Here is a 14,669-nt window from a genome sequence, read left to right on the forward strand (position 1 = left end):
TGGGTGCGGCTCGGCCGGGTTTTCCACAGGTTCGCGGACCAGGTTGGCCAATTGTCGGCGCGGTCTGGTTCGCTTGTTGCATGGAGATTCTCTGGGTCCTGATCGCTCTGGTCATGCTGGGCTTCGTGCTGCTCCCCTTCCTGCGGCGCAGGCGCGGGGCCGCGATCGGGCTGGTCTCGCCCGACCACCCGGACGCCGCGGACCCGGCGAACTACGGCTTCGTCCGCGAGGAGGAGCTGGACATCCGCATGCCCGGTCCCGACCAGGACCTGCTGGACGTCCTGGACGTGGTGCAGCGCACGCAGGACTACCGCGCGGCGCAGCAGCTCCTCGCCGGCACGGAGAGGGAGGGCGAGCGCCGCTGGCAGCGGGTGCAGGCCTTCGCGGGTGCGGCCTCGCTGGAGCTGCAGCAGCGGCCCGGCGGGGTGAGCGAGGCGCCGGGCGGGCAGTGGCTGCGGGTGTGGCGGGCCGAGGCGCCCAAGGACGCGGGCGGGGCCGCGGTGCACGCCGAGTTCCTGGTACAGCAGGCGTGGCGGACGGCGACGCCCGGGACGGACGAGTTCCGGATCATCATGGAGGAGGCGAAGGCGGCGTGCGGCGAGGCTGCGCTGCTGGCCCCCGGCGACCCGATCCCGTACATCGTGGAGCTGTCGGTGGCCCGCGGGCTGGGCTACTCCCAGAAGGACTTCGAGCAGCTCTGGCTGAAGATCCTGGACCGCGCCCCGACCCATATGGGAGCGCACCTGGCCGCGCTGCACTACTGGTGCGAGAAGTGGCACGGCTCGCGTGAGCTGGCGTACGAGTTCGCCGAGGCCGCGGCGGCCCGCGCGCCCAGGGGCTCCCTGCTGGCGGCGATGCCCCTCTTCGCCGTGTTCGAGCACCTCCCCGAGGTGACCCTGGTCAGCAGCTTCTGGCAGACCGAGGTCGTCACGAAGGCCGTCCACGGCGCGCTGCACGCGGTGCACTCGGCCCGCCCCGACGACCCGATGCTGGCGCACGTGCGGCACATGCTGGTCTTCTTCCTGGTCCGCAGCGAGCGCTGGGCGGAGGCCATGAACCAGCTGGTGCACATCGACGGCCACGTCGGCGCCCTGCCCTGGACCCTGTCCACCGACCCGGCGGCGGAGTTCGCGGTGTACCGGGCCCTGGCGGTGGCAGGCTACGAGGCGAACGGCGGCAGCCCGGCGAGCCTCCCGCACTGAGCCCCTGGCCGGGCGGGCCCCGGCCGGAATTCCCCCCGGTCCCCGCACGTTGAACAGGGTGTCGCCCCGCGTGGGTGTCGCGCCGATTGGAGACCGCATGTTCCTGCACAGCCGTACGCCCCAGCTGCCGACCCCCGAGCAGGCGCTGCCCGGCCGCCCGGAGCCGGCCTTCACGGTCCCCGACCGCCACACCGTCCTCGGCAACGCGCTGCTCGGCCCCTACCCCGAGGGCCTGGAGACCGCCGACTTCGGCCTGGGCTGCTTCTGGGGCGCCGAGCGCAAGTTCTGGCAGCTCCCGGCAGGGGTGTGGACGACCCTCGTCGGCTACCAGGGCGGCTACACCGAGAACCCCACCTACGAGGAGGTCTGCTCGGGCCTGACCGGCCACACTGAGGTCGTCCGCGTGGTCTACGACCCGAAGCTGATCTCGTACGAGCGCCTGCTGAAGACGTTCTGGGAGTCCCACGACCCCACGCAGGGCTTCCGCCAGGGCAACGACGTGGGCACCCAGTACCGCTCGGCGATCTACACCCACACGCCCGAGCAGGCGGCCACCGCCAAGTCCTCGCGCGACTCCTACCAGAGGGTCCTCACCGCTTCCGGCCACGGCGAGATCACCACGGAGATCGTCCCGGCGGAGGGCCGCCCGTTCTACCCGGCGGAGGCCTACCACCAGCAGTACCTGGACAAGAACCCGGCGGGTTACTGCGGCATCGGCGGTACGGGCGTGTCCTGCCCGATCGGCGTGGCCAAGGCAGAGGGGTGACGACGGGCGTCACCCCGACGCCGCGGCGAGCCGAGGTGGCGCCGCCACATCGTCACTGCCGCGTCCACGGTTCGCACCGCGCCGCTACCGTATCGGAGTGATCGGCCGTACCACTGGGACTTCGTGGCAATAAGGTGCCCCCGTGACTGCGCCTTTGAGTTCCACGAAGACCCGTGACGCGCTCCGGATATCCGCCCGCGTCTCCGCAGAGTTGCTGTTGGTGCTTGCGATGCTGGCGGTGACTCTGTGGTTGCTGGGGCGGATGTGGTCGGTGGTCTGGCCGCTCGTCGTCGGGCTGCTGCTGACCACGCTGACCTGGCCCGCGGCCCGCTTCCTCCGGCGGCGCGGGTGGCCGCCCGCGCTCGCCGCGTCGGTCGTGACCGTGCTGTTCCTGCTGGTCGCCGCGGGTGTCGTGGCGCTGATCGCCGTGCCGGTGGCATCCCAGTCCGGTCAGCTGACCGACGGCGTCGTCGAGGGCATCCAGAAGATGCGCGAGTGGGCCGCCGGGCCGCCGTTGAACATCGGTGACGCCCAGATCAACAAGGCCTTCGACACCGCCGTCGCGCGGGCACAGGAGGGCCTCGGCAGCATGGTCGGCGCTGTCGTCACGGGAGTGAGCACCGTGGTGAACGGCTTGGTCACCGCCGTTCTCGCCCTCTTCCTGATGTTCTTCTTCCTCAAGGACGGACCGCGGTTCCTGCCGTGGCTCTCGCGTCAGCTGCCCGGCCGGCTCGCCGCCGACGTCCCGACCGTCTTCGAGCGCGGCTGGAACACGCTGGGCGCCTTCGTGCGTTCCCAGGCGGCCGTCGGCCTGCTCGACGCCGTACTGATCGGGCTGGGCCTGTGGATCCTGGGCGTACCGCTGGTGCTCCCGCTGGCGGTGCTGACCTTCGTGTCCGCGTTCGTGCCGATCATCGGCGCCCTGTTCGCCGGTTTCGTCGCCGTCCTCATCGCGCTCGTCTCCAACGGCCTGACGGACGCGCTGATCGTGCTGGCCATCATCGTCGTGGTGCAGCAGTTGGAGGGCAATGTGTTCCAGCCCATGATCCAGAGCCGGGGGCTGGGTCTGCACGCGGGGGTGGTGCTGCTGGCGGTGACGCTGGGCGGCAGTCTGGCCGGCATCGTGGGCAGTCTGCTCGCCGTCCCCGTCGCCGCGCTGATCGCGGTGGTCTGGAACTACGTGCGCGAGCAACTCGGCGATCCGCCGCAGGAACCGGACGGTACCGATGAACCGGACGGCACCGACGAGCCGGACAGCGCCGCCCCACTCCCGTCGTGACAGTCCCGGACGCACGAGCCCGCCACGGGCGCGCGAACGGACCCGCCCAGGTCGCGGGGCTCCCTCTCGCTTGCGAGCCTGCAGGCGAAGGGAGTGCCGCCCCATGGTTCCTGTCACCGCGTCGCCCGTGCGGCTGGAGGCGTCCGTCGACGCCCGGTTGTCCCGATGGCTGTGGCTGCTGAAGTGGTTGCTCGCGATCCCGCACTACATCGTGCTGTTCTTCCTGTGGATCGCGTTCGTCCTCGTGAGCGTCGTGGCGTTCTTCGCCATCCTGTTCACCGCCCGGTACCCCCGGTCCCTCTTCGACTTCAACGTCGGCGTACTGCGGTGGAACTGGCGGGTGACCTACTACGCCCACACCGCGCTCGGCACCGACCGGTACCCGCCGTTCACCCTCGCCGACGTGCCCGGCTATCCGGCCCACTTCGACGTCGCCTACCCCGAACGGCTCTCGCGCGGCCTGGTCCTCGTCAAGTGGTGGCTGCTGGCGATCCCGCACTACATCGTCGTCGCGATGTTCGTGGGCGGCGGCTGGGGCTGGGACGGGGACGGCTGGCGGGGAACCGGGCTGATGCCCTTCCTCTCGCTGGTCGCGGTGGTCGTCCTGCTGTTCACCGCCCGCTATCCGCGGCACCTCTTCGACTTCCTGCTCGGCCTCGCCCGCTGGTGCGCGCGGGTGACCGCGTACGCCGCCCTGATGACCGACCAGTACCCGCCCTTCCGCCTCGACCCGGGCGGCCAGGAGTCCCCCGACCGAGGGCCCCTGAGCAAGGGCCCCTGACAAAGGGCCGTCACAGCTCCCGTGTCACAGGGCCCTCCGACAGACGCCGCAATCCCCAGCGGAAGCGATTGTTCCCGCTCTACGCTCCTCCGCATGACGGTCAGACGAGCATTACAGATGATCATGGTCGTCGCCCTGGCCCTCGCGGGGGCGGTCCAGGGCGGGGTGAGCTCCGCGCAGGCCGAGGACGGCGGACGGCAGCTCCTGTTCTACAACCACGCCTACGGCGTCCTCGACCGGGAGACCGCCGACGCCATCGAGCACTCCGACTATCTCAGGGACTTCGCCGACTTCCAGGTCCGCACCACGACCGGTTCCGGCGGGCAGACCTGGACCGGCCGATACCTGATGGGCCGCGAGACCTACATCGAGCTGTTCGGGATCGGCGACGTCCCCGGCAAGGACGGCACCCTCGGCGCCACCGGCCTGGGCGTCTCGGCCGAGCGGGAAGGCGACCTGGCGACGGTGATCGCGCGGCTGCGCGAGCTGGGGATCAGCGACCCCGTCGAGTTCCAGCAGACCCGCGACTTCGGCGACGGCGTCCCGGTGCCCTGGTTCGACGCGGTCCTCACCACCGAGGAGTACGACCTCTTCGGCGCCTGGGGCATGGAGTACCGGCCGGAGTACTTCGCCGACCCGCGCAGCAACACCGAGCCCGCCGCACACCCCGGTGACGTGGGCCGGGAGCGCTATCTGCCCGACGCCTACCGCGATCACCTGATGCGGGACGTGACCGGCATCCGGCTCGCGGTGACCGCCCGGGACCTCGCCGGCACGCTGCCGCTGCTGAAGGCCGGCGGGTTCGCCGTCCGGTCCCTGCCAGGTGGGGGCGCCGTCGCGAAGGGCGGCGGCACCACGGTGCGGTTCGACGCCGTGCCGCTCGACCGGGTGGGACTGCGGCAGGTCGAGATGTCGCTGAACAGGCCGGTGTCGTACCGGCACGAGGAGCGGATCGGTCACTCCGCCCTGGTCGTCGGCCCGGGGTCCCGCGCCGTGTGGACCTTCGGCGAGCAGGACCGGCCGACGGCCCGGTAGCACCCGGCCGGCAAGGGTTCGGCCCGGCCGGAAGGATCAGCCCAGCTTCTCCGCGAGGAACTCCTCCCAGGTCCGCTTCCCTGCCTCCGCCCCCTCCAGTGTCAGGTTCGCGCCCGCCCGGTACGCCCGCCCCGCCTTCCCGGGGATGCGCACCGGCAGCATCGGTCGGCGCCGGCCGCTGTGGCGGAGGTAGGGACGGGCCAGGGCGGCGAGATCGTGGACGCGCGGGCCGGTCAGGTCCGGGACCAGGCCGGCCGGGGCGCCGAGGGTCAGGTCCGCGAGGCGGGCGGCGACCTCCCGCGAGTCCACCGGCTGGAGCCGGAGGCCACCGGGCACCGGGAAGACCGGCAGCTTCGTCATCTTCTCGACCACGGTCAGTGCCAGGTCGTGGAACTGGGCCGCGCGCAGGATCGTCCACGGGATGCCCGAGCCGGCGACGGCCCGTTCCGACTCCAGTTTCGTGCGCATCCAGGCCAGCGGGACCCGGTCCGCGCCGACGACCGAGATGTGCACCAGGTGCCGTACGCCGGCCGGCGACGCGGCACGCACCAGGGTGCGGGTCGCCTCGTCGTCGCCCTTCGGTCCGCCCGCCAGATGCAGCACGGTCTCCACACCGTCGACGGCAGTCTCGACGCCCTCGCCCTTCAGCAGGTCACCGGTGACGTACTCGACACCGTCCGTGGCGGGGCGGGGGTGCCGGGTGAGGATCCGCACGTCGTGGCCGGACGCGCGCAACAGCGGGACGACGTGGCGGCCCAGCGTGCCCGTGCCGCCGGTGACCAGGATCGGTGAGGTCATGGCTGCTCCCCAGCTCTTCGCCTTCTGATTCGCCTTCGCCGGTATGACGAAGGGCGGCGCGAAGATGTGACGAGCGGGGTGCGAACACTCGGCCGCCGGCTCGCCGACGGCTCAGCCGCCGCTGCCGTACGGCCGCGTGATGATCTCCAGGCGGTGGCCGTCGGGGTCGTCGAAGTACGCGCCGCGGCCGCCGTCGTGGTGGTTGATCTCGCCGGGACGGCTGTGGAACGGGTCCGCCCAGTACGTCAGACCGGCCTCCTGGATCCGGGTGAAGATCTGGTCGAACTCGTCCTCCGAGACGAGGAAGGCGTAGTGCTGCGGTGTGATGGCGCCGGGGCTGTCCATGTAGTCGAGCGTCACGCCGTTGGGGATCTCGACGGGGAGGAACGGACCGTAGGGCGGGCTCACGTCCAGTCCCAGGATGTCGGCGAGGAACCGGGCCGAGACGCGCTTGTCGTGGGCGGCGACGATGGTGTGGTTCAGCTGCACGGTCATGGTGGGCCTCCCCTGACGTACCTGGCGAACCCCTTGGTGCACTCGTGTACCCCCGCAGGCACCTCCTCGCGCATCACGAACGCCCTGAGGGCCCCGGGCGAGCTGCCGGGGCCCTCAGGGCAGATGCGAAAACCGACCGGTCGCAGATGGTCGCCGTGTCGATCACGAACCGGTAGCGCACGTCGCTGGCGACCACGCGCTCGTACGCCTCGTTGATCTGGTCACCGCGGATCAGCTCGATCTCGGCACCGAGGCCGTGCTCGGCGCAGAAGTCCAGCATCTCCTGGGTCTCCGCGATGCCGCCGATCATGGAACCGGCGAGGGTCTTGCCGCCGCCGATCACCGAGAAGAGGTTGAGGGCGATGGGCTCCTCGGGGGCGCCCACGTTGGCCAGCGTGCCCTCGGTCTTCAGCAGCGAGAGGTAGGCGTTGAAGTCCAGCGGCGCCGAGACCGTGGAGACGATCAGGTCGAAGGTGCCGGCCAGCTCCTCGAAGGTCTTCGGGTCGCTGGTGGCGTAGTAGTGGTCCGCGCCCAGCTTCAGGCCGTCCTCCTGCTTGCGCAGGGACTGCGACAGCACGGTCACCTCGGCGCCCAGCGCGTCCGCGATCTTCACGCCCATGTGGCCGAGGCCGCCCAGACCGACGATCGCGACCTTCTTGCCGGGGCCGGCGCCGAAGCGCTTGAGCGGGGAGTAGAGGGTGATGCCGGCGCACAGCAGCGGCGCGGCGACATCGAGGGAGAGGCCGTCGGGGATGCGGACGACGAAGTTCTCGTCGACGACGACCTTCTGCGAGTAGCCGCCGTAGGTGGGCTCGCCGTCCTTGCCTATGCCGTTGTACGTGGGGACGTTGCCCTTCACGCAGTACTGCTCACGTCCGGCCTTGCAGTTCTCGCACTCGCGGCAGGAGTCGACCATGCAGCCGACGCCCACACGGTCGCCGACGGCGAACTTCGTGACGCCCGGACCGACCTCGGAGACGACACCGGCGATCTCGTGGCCGGGGACCATCGGGAAGATCCCCTCGCCCCAGCCCTCCCGGGCCTGGTGGATGTCCGAGTGGCAGATACCGGCGAACTTGATGTCGATCAGGACGTCGAACTCGCCGACCTCGCGGCGATCGATGGTGGTGCGCTCCAGCGGAGCCTTGGGCGCGGGGGCGGCGTATGCAGCAACAGTGGTCATGCCGGGGGTTCTCCTAGCAGGGTTCCGTGCCCGGCTGCCTTCTGGATGTTCTGACCGGGCACGATCACCAGCGTGCCGGGTCCGCGAGCGTCTACCCAGGCCACGGTTTTGCGTATGCACAGCGTGCGTACCACTGGCGGGGTCAGGCTCGTGTGCGTACGACCGTGAATACTGGAGGCCATGGACGAACAGCCCGAACCCGTACAGGAGCCCGCACCGGAGACCGGCGGGGGCCTGGACCGGCGTGCCGAGCTCAGCGAGTTCCTGCGCACCCGGCGCGCCCGGCTGAAGCCGGAGGACGTGGGGCTGCCCGACTTCGGACGGCGGCGGGTCCCGGGGCTGCGCCGTGAGGAGCTGGCCCAGCTGGCCGGTGTGTCCGTGGCGTACTACACACGGCTGGAGCAGGGCAACGGGCGCAACGTCTCCGCGGAGGTGCTGGACGCGATCGCGCGCGCCCTGCGGCTGACCGGCGCCGAGCACGCCCACCTGATGCACCTGGCGAAGCCGAAGCAGCACAAGAAGAAGCAGGCGGCGCGGGCCCAGCAGGTGCGGCCGGCGTTGCGGCATCTGCTGGACTCGATCGACACCGTCCCGGCGTACATCGTCGGGCGCCGCTCGGACATCCTGGCCTGGAACCGGATGGCCGCGGCCCTCTTCGGCGACTGGGCGGAGCTGCCGGCGCCGGAGCGGAACTGGGCGCGGCTGGTGTTCCTCAGGCCCGACTACCGCGAGCTGTTCGTCGAGTGGGACCAGAAGGCGGCCGACATCGTCGGCTTTCTGCGCATGGACGCGGGCTGCCATCCGGACGACCCGCGGCTGTCCGCCCTGGTGGGCGAGCTCTCCGTGAAGAGCGAGGAGTTCCGCCGGCTGTGGGCCGCGCACGACGTCAAGGAGAAGAGCTACGGCGTCAAGCGGATGCGGCACCCGCTGGTCGGCGACCTGACCCTGTCCTTCGAGACGTTCCGCCTCGTCGACGAGGCCGAGCAGGCCCTCATCACGTACCACGCGGAACCGGGTTCCCCGTCGGCGGAGGCGCTGCGGCTGCTGGCGAGCTGGGGCGCGGACGCGACCCGGGCGGCGACCGGCACACCGGCGCAGTGAACAGGAACGGCCCGCCGGAAGCCGAGGCTTCCGACGGGCCGCTCACTGACGAGCCCTACGGCTCACCCCGCGGGTGAGCCCGGCGGCTCACTTGCCGTAGTACGCGTTGTAGATCGAGACCGTCGACTTGTTGCCCTTCTTGTCGGCGATCTTGGCGTGGAAGGAGATGGCCTTCCCCTTCGCCGGGTTCTTGAAGCTGACCTTGCCCTTCTTGACGTCGAGCTTCTTCCAGGTCTTGCCGTAGTCGTACGACACGTACACCGACAGCGACTTCAGGTTGCTGCCCTTGGCCGCGCCCTCGACGGTGACCGGGATGGTGACCGTCTTGCCGGCCGGGACCTTGCTGTCCAGGCCGGTGGCCGCGTTGAAGCGGACCGTGGAGGCGGGCAACTGCTTGATGCCGGAGCTCTTCTTGGAGCGGAACGTCCAGCTCGCGTCGATGCGGGTGGAGGCCGCCGCGACCTTGACGCTGCGCTTGACCGACGTCGTCAGCTTGTACTCGGCGTCACCGGCCGGGACCTTGAACTGCTTCTCGCCGAACAGCGGGTCGTCGTTGCTGCCGACCTTCTTGCCGTTGCGGTAGAGCGTCGTGTCGACCGAGGAGAAGTTCGAATAGCCCGCGTTGCCCTTGCCGTCCGCGAACAGCGGCAGCGAGCCGTAGAGCTGGTTGCCCTCACGGAAGAGGCCGAAGTCGGCGCTGAGGCGCGGTCCGAAGACGGCCGTGTTGACGGTCTTCGAGTAGGTCTTGCCGGCGGCGAACTTGTGCGTGCCCAGCGTGTAGCCGGCCTCGTCGACCGGGAAGCCGTCCGCGTCGCGACCGCCGTACTGGGAGAAGTCGAACTGCCACTGCACGCCGCCCGCGGTGGACAGGTGCAGCGTCCGGGTGCCGGGCAGGGACTGCTCGATGCCGATCGAGGAGGCGCTGCTGCTCCACGGCATCCAGCCGACGGCGCTGATCGAGCCCTTCTTGCCGCTCGCCGCGGCACCGAGACCCGCCTTCACCGTGGCGAGCTCGCTCGCCTTGTAGTGCTTGGTGTAGCCGGTGGCGAGCTGCTTGACCGGACCGCCGCCGGTGACGCTGTACTGCTCCTTGTCACCCTTGGTCCAGTGGCCGTCCCACTGCTGGGTCACCGAACCGTCGGTGATCTGCGGGCCGACGTGCGCGGTGCGGATGTCGGCGTACGAGTCGAGGAGCCAGCCGAAGCCGTAGCTGGAGTCCTTGGTCTCCACCGTGTAGTCGGCGGTGGCGAACTCCGACTTGGCGGCCTTGTCCGGCACGGTGATGTCCACCGGCTTGGCCTTGCGGGCGTCCAGCGTGATCGTCGTGTTCTTGGTGACGTTCAGCTTGGGCTGGGCGAGCCAGTCGGCGCCCTGGAACTTCTCCGGGTCGTCACCCACGTAGACGTTGGTGTTGAGGACGTAACCGCCCTTGGGCACCCGGGTGGTGACGGTGCCGTCCGCGTCGTACGGCGAGTAGAACTTGCCCTTGCCCACGCCCGAGACCGCGGCCAGGTCGGCGCTGTAGTTCTTGGCGGGCTTGCCGTCACGGTCGAGGAACTTCAGCGTGACGTCGTACGACTCGACCTCGCGCTGCACCGCTGCGGCCGTGCGGACGGTCTGGCCGCCGCCCGTCGCCGTCACGTAGGACGAGTAGGCGCCGTCGAGCGTGCCGCCCAGCTTGGTGTTCACGGTGAACGGGACGGAGGCCTTGCCGCCGGCCGGGACGGTCACCGAGGTGGCGCCGAGCTTGAAGAAGCCGGCCGGGGCGGCCTGGCCCTTCGGGTTGGTGGCGGTCGACGTCAGCTTCAGCGTGACGTCCTTCGTACCGAGGTTGCGGTACGTCAGTTCCTTGGTGACCGGCTTGTCGTCGGTGTGCGGCCACTGCTGGACGCCGAAGCTCACCGACGCCGGGTCGGCGATCACGGACTGCGTGATGGCCTTGTCGACCTGGATACGGCCCGAACCCTGCTGGAACGGCGTGTACTTGCCGCCCTTGGTGGAGCCGGTGAGGGCGCCCTTCAGCTCGGGGTACTTCCAGTCCGGGTGCTGCTGCTTCAGCAGCGCCGCGGCGCCCGCGACGTGCGGGGTCGCCATCGACGTACCGGAGATCGTCATGTAGCCGGCCGGCTTCTCGCCGACCTCGGCGGCTATCTGGTTGCCGGGGGCGGAGGCCGCGGTGATGTCCACGCCGGGCGCGGTCACATCGGGCTTGAGGGCGCCGTCCAGGCCGGGGCCGCGGCTGGAGAAGTCGGCCAGCACGTCCTTGTCGTCGACCGCGCCGACGGTCAGGGCCGCGGCGGCGCTGCCCGGGGAGCCGATGGTCTGCTCGCCGAAGTCGCCCTCGTTGCCGGCCGCGATGGCGAACAGGATGCCCTTCTCCTCGGACAGCTTGTTCACCGCCGCTTCCAGCGGGTCGATCGCGGGCGTGTCGCCGCCGCCCAGGCTCATGTTGACGACGTCGACGCCCTCCGCGGCGGCCCACTCGATGCCGGCGAGCACCTCGGAGTCGCTGCCGAATCCGCCGTCGTCGAGCACCTTGCCGTTGAGGATCTTCGCGCCGGGCGCGACACCCTTGTACTTGCCGCCGGACTTCGCGCCGGTACCGGCCGCGATGGAGGCGACGTGCGTGCCGTGGCCGACCTTGTCGGAGGTGTCGGGCGAGGTGGTGAAGTTCTTGGCGCCGATCACCTGGCCCTTGAGGTCGGGGTGGGTGGCGTCGACACCGGTGTCCAGGACGGCGATCTTCACGCCCTTGCCGTCGTAGCCGGCCGCCCATGCCTTGGGGGCGCCGATCTGCGGGACGGACTTGTCGAGGCTGGCCTTGCGGACGCCGTCGAGCCAGACGTGCGCGATGCCGGAGGCCGTCTTGTCGCCGTTGGTGACGGCGTCCCACAGCTCGGGCGCGTCCTCCTGCGGCGTCTGCACCGCGTCGGCGTTCACAATCTTCAGAGAGTGGCTGAGCCGACCGGCGTCGCGGACGTCGGCCTTGGTGGCCGCGGCGCTGCCCTGGTAGCCGACGATGACCTTCAGGCCCTTCTTCTGGGCCTTGCGGGTCGCGGACTTGTTGAGCTCGGTGACGTCGAAGAGCCGCTGGTCGAGCTTGCCGGTGGCGACCAGGCGGGCCGCGTCGGCCGGGATCACGAGCGTGTGGCCGTCGAGCTTGCGGACCTGGACGGGTATGTCCTCGCGTCCCTTGGCCCGCTCGAGGCCGATGACACGGCCCTTGGCGTCCAGGACGACCCGGTCACCGGTGATCAGTGTGATGCGGTGCTTGGCGGTGACCGACGCCTGCTTCGCGGCTGCGGTCGTCTGCTCGCCGTTCGCCGACGCCGGGCTGGTCATACCCGCCGCCAGGGCCACGGCTGCAGCTGTGGCGACCGTGGCCGCGCACGCTCTTTTCACTTGTCTGCGCAAGTTTCCCCCTTGCAGAAGTACCGGGCGAATTCCCCGTTCACCCGGCCGGGGGTGGTCTCGTACACATGGGCGTACACCCCCCGGAATAGGCAGTATGCCGACGGGTGATCAGGTGCTCAATAGATGAGAGCGAGGTAAGAAATCCGTCGGCAGGCTGTTACACGGCTGCCGGAACTCCGTTACAGGGGTGGACGGTTGCGCACGCGTGTTCTCCTTGACACGCCCGTACGCAAGGCGAGCCGCCGCCCGCCCCGGGATCGGGGCAGGGCGGCGGCTCGCCTGGGTGCGGCTACGGAATACCCGTCAGACCGCCGAACCGGCCTTCCAGTCGGCCCAGCTCATGTTCCATCCGTTGAGGCCGTTGTCCGGCGCGATGGTCTTGTCGCCGGTGTTCTCGACGACCACCACGTCACCGATCATCGAGTTGTTGTAGAACCACGCGCCCGGGGTGTTCGGGTCGTTCGCGCCCTTCGCGTCCTGGAGGCCGACGCAGCCGTGGCTCGTGTTCACGTTGCCGAAGATGGACTTGGCGCCCCAGTAGTTGCCGTGGATGAACGTGCCGGAGCTCGACAGGCGGATGGCGTGCGGCACGTCCTTGATGTCGTACTCGCCCTTGCCGTCGTCGTCCGTGAAGCCCACGGTCGCGCCGTTCATGCGCGTCTCCTTGAACTTCTCGGACATCACCATGATGCCCTCGTAGGTCTTGTTCGCCGGCGAGCCGGCGGAGATCGGGATCGTCCGGACGACCTTGCCGTCCTGCGTGATCTTCATCTGCTTGGTCTTCGCGTCGACGTACGAGACCTGGTTGCGGCCGATCTTGAAGGTGACCGTCTTCTGCTGGACGCCGTAGACGCCCTCGGCACCCTGGACACCGTCGAGCGCGAGCTTCAGCGTGACGGTGGAGCCTTCCTTCCAGTAGTCCTCGGGGCGGCAGTCCATGCGGTTGGCGTTGAACCAGTGGCAGGCGACCTCCTGGCCGCTGGTCGTGCTGACCTTGATGCCCTTCTGGACGGCGGCCTTGTTGGTGATCGCCTTGTCGAAGTTGATCGAGACCGGCATGCCGACGCCCACGGTGGTGCCGTCGTCCGGGGTGAAGGTGCCGATGAAGCTGTTGGCCGGGGAGACCGTGGTGAACGAGGCGTTCTCGTGGGCGACGCGGCCGTCGGAGTCCTTCGCCTCCGCCGCCAGCTTGTAGGTCGTGGAGCGCTCCAGCTGCGTGCTGGGCTTCCAGCTGGTCTTGTCGGCGGATATCTGGCCGCTGACCTCCGTGCCGTCGGCCGTCGTCATCTTGACGCTCGTGAGCGTGCCCTTGCTCACGGTGACGGCTGCGGAGTTGTTGATGGAGGCGTTGTCGGAGCCGTCCTCGGGTGTGATCTTGATCTGGGCCTTGGAGGCCTTCTTGGCCGCGGCCTCGTCGACCTTCGACTGGGAGCTGCCGCCGCCGTCGCTGCCGGAGGCGTTGTCGTCGCCGCCGGAACAGGCCGAGAGCACCAGCACTCCGCCGAGCAGTGCGGACGCGACCGTCAGGCCCTTGCGCCGCTTACTGACCGTCATCACACGCTTCTCCATCGTTGCCGATTTCCCCAAAACCCCGAGTGTCCCCGTCAAAGTCCAAGTGCCCCCGTCAGGACTCGTGAGTCCTCGCCCGGAACTTTCAACGCTACGACCGGTTCATCCGGTTCCCCATGCCGCGCACGTGTGGGGATCACCACGTCCGCGCACGTCCGCGGCGAACGGGCGCGGACGGTGCGGCTCAGGGCGGTGCGCCGCTTGAGACGCAGTGACCCCGGACGACGGTTGCCGCCCGGGGTCACTGTTTTCCCAAGTGCCTCAGCTGTCGCTGTCGTCGTCGACATCATCCTCGTCGAGGTCCCAGTCCGGCGAATCGGGGTCGTACTCGATCCGCTCGCTGCTCCAGGAGGCCTGCTGGAGCTCCACCCCCGGCACCTTGCTGACCAGGTCGAACGGATCCACGAGGTACGCGAGGGCCTCGGCAGTGTCTTCCGTCACAGCGGCTTCGCCGTGGGCCCGTTCCGCGGCCGGCATCTCGCCGTCGTCGGCGATCCGGCGCAGCGCGGCCTTGGTGATCCCGTCCGCGTCCTCGACCTCGAGAACGAGTTCCACCCGAAGCCGGACAAAACGTGATGTCTCTGGAGTGCTCATGGCGCGAGCGTACGTCCAGGCCCTCCCGTGACTTTCCCGTGACCCGCGACTTTCACTAACATCGCCCCACACGGCCAATTCGCCAGCGCCACAAGGGGATCGATATTCCGTGTCATCCGCTCGCCGTCCGTTGCTGACCGCCACCGCCGCAGCGACCCTGCTGGGCGCCCTGTGGTTCGTCCCCTCCGCCAACGCGACGTCGGACTCCCCGGTGAGAGACGCGGTCGCGGCGAGCCCGTCGCCGCAGGTCACGGAGCAGGCGCGGATCGCGGCCACGACCGCGGGCGACTCCGTCACCGGCACCCGCCTCGCCGACACGGGCAGCTTCGACAGCACGCCGTACGTCATCGGCGGCACGCTCTTCCTCACGCTGGGCGCGGGCTTCGTCGCGTACTCGGTCCGCCGGGAACGCCTCGGTTTCTGAGGTCGGCTTCCGACGTCACGCGGCCGGG

At 69.8% G+C, this 14,669-nt stretch carries 13 protein-coding genes; 7 read left to right on the plus strand and 6 right to left on the minus strand.

Features of this window, described 5'->3' with window-relative positions:
• Positions 1–80: 80 nt before the first annotated feature.
• The 5 genes from SCNRRL3882_RS14820 to SCNRRL3882_RS14840 all read left to right on the plus strand — a co-directional run bounded on the left by SCNRRL3882_RS14820 (position 81) and on the right by SCNRRL3882_RS14840 (position 5,063).
• Positions 81–1,202 carry a hypothetical protein gene (locus SCNRRL3882_RS14820; RefSeq protein WP_010045665.1) on the plus strand — a complete coding sequence of 374 codons (1,122 nt, stop codon included), beginning with the start codon at positions 81–83 and terminating at the stop codon, positions 1,200–1,202.
• 97 nt (positions 1,203–1,299) lie between these two features.
• Positions 1,300–1,968 carry a peptide-methionine (S)-S-oxide reductase MsrA gene (gene msrA / locus SCNRRL3882_RS14825; RefSeq protein WP_010045662.1) on the plus strand — a complete coding sequence of 223 codons (669 nt, stop codon included), beginning with the start codon at positions 1,300–1,302 and terminating at the stop codon, positions 1,966–1,968.
• Positions 1,969–2,122: 154 nt separating this feature from the next.
• Positions 2,123–3,247: an AI-2E family transporter gene (locus SCNRRL3882_RS14830; protein WP_029181571.1), complete on the plus strand. Its 1,125-nt coding sequence runs from the start codon at positions 2,123–2,125 to the stop codon at positions 3,245–3,247.
• Positions 3,248–3,350: 103 nt separating this feature from the next.
• Positions 3,351–4,028, plus strand: a complete 678-nt coding sequence (locus tag SCNRRL3882_RS14835) for a DUF4389 domain-containing protein (protein WP_010045656.1) — start codon at positions 3,351–3,353, stop codon at positions 4,026–4,028.
• Positions 4,029–4,145: 117 nt separating this feature from the next.
• The gene (locus tag SCNRRL3882_RS14840; RefSeq protein WP_010045652.1) at positions 4,146–5,063 is read left to right on the plus strand and encodes a DUF5829 family protein; all 918 of its coding nucleotides are present in this window, start codon (positions 4,146–4,148) and stop codon (positions 5,061–5,063) included.
• A 36-nt stretch (positions 5,064–5,099) separates the two neighbouring features.
• On the opposite strand, the gene SCNRRL3882_RS14845 is transcribed toward SCNRRL3882_RS14840, so the two are convergent.
• From SCNRRL3882_RS14845 to SCNRRL3882_RS14855, 3 genes are all read right to left on the minus strand, one after another.
• Entirely contained in the window at positions 5,100–5,861 is a 762-nt protein-coding gene (locus tag SCNRRL3882_RS14845) for an SDR family oxidoreductase (protein WP_010045650.1), read from the minus strand.
• A 111-nt stretch (positions 5,862–5,972) separates the two neighbouring features.
• Complete coding sequence (locus tag SCNRRL3882_RS14850) at positions 5,973–6,356, minus strand: VOC family protein (protein WP_010045648.1); 384 nt, start codon at positions 6,354–6,356, stop codon at positions 5,973–5,975.
• A 73-nt stretch (positions 6,357–6,429) separates the two neighbouring features.
• Positions 6,430–7,539, minus strand: a complete 1,110-nt coding sequence (locus tag SCNRRL3882_RS14855) for an NAD(P)-dependent alcohol dehydrogenase (RefSeq protein ID WP_010045645.1) — start codon at positions 7,537–7,539, stop codon at positions 6,430–6,432.
• A 180-nt stretch (positions 7,540–7,719) separates the two neighbouring features.
• On the opposite strand from SCNRRL3882_RS14855, the gene SCNRRL3882_RS14860 reads away from it, so the two are divergent.
• On the plus strand, positions 7,720–8,640 hold the full coding sequence (locus SCNRRL3882_RS14860) for a helix-turn-helix transcriptional regulator (RefSeq protein WP_010045643.1): 921 nt from the start codon (positions 7,720–7,722) through the stop codon (positions 8,638–8,640).
• A gap of 87 nt (positions 8,641–8,727) precedes the next feature.
• Here the strand turns inward: SCNRRL3882_RS14860 and SCNRRL3882_RS14865 are convergent, their stop codons facing one another.
• The 3 genes from SCNRRL3882_RS14865 to SCNRRL3882_RS14880 form a co-directional block, all read right to left on the minus strand.
• Positions 8,728–11,982, minus strand: coding sequence for a S8 family peptidase (locus SCNRRL3882_RS14865; RefSeq protein WP_010045642.1), 3,255 nt, complete (start codon positions 11,980–11,982; stop codon positions 8,728–8,730).
• 375 nt (positions 11,983–12,357) lie between these two features.
• A complete protein-coding gene (locus tag SCNRRL3882_RS14875) occupies positions 12,358–13,608 on the minus strand; it encodes a L,D-transpeptidase (RefSeq protein ID WP_010045640.1) in 1,251 nt (416 codons plus the stop codon).
• Positions 13,609–13,884: 276 nt separating this feature from the next.
• Positions 13,885–14,217 (minus strand): hypothetical protein, encoded by a 333-nt coding sequence (locus SCNRRL3882_RS14880; protein WP_050810316.1) that lies wholly within the window; start codon positions 14,215–14,217, stop codon positions 13,885–13,887.
• A 130-nt stretch (positions 14,218–14,347) separates the two neighbouring features.
• Here SCNRRL3882_RS14880 and SCNRRL3882_RS14885 point away from each other — a divergent pair, with 130 nt between their 5' ends.
• The gene (locus SCNRRL3882_RS14885) at positions 14,348–14,641 is read left to right on the plus strand and encodes an LPXTG cell wall anchor domain-containing protein (RefSeq protein ID WP_010045637.1); all 294 of its coding nucleotides are present in this window, start codon (positions 14,348–14,350) and stop codon (positions 14,639–14,641) included.
• Positions 14,642–14,669: the final 28 nt, after the last annotated feature.

Origin of the sequence: Streptomyces chartreusis NRRL 3882 (assembly GCF_900236475.1) — a bacterium.
Taxonomy (GTDB): domain Bacteria; phylum Actinomycetota; class Actinomycetes; order Streptomycetales; family Streptomycetaceae; genus Streptomyces; species Streptomyces chartreusis_D.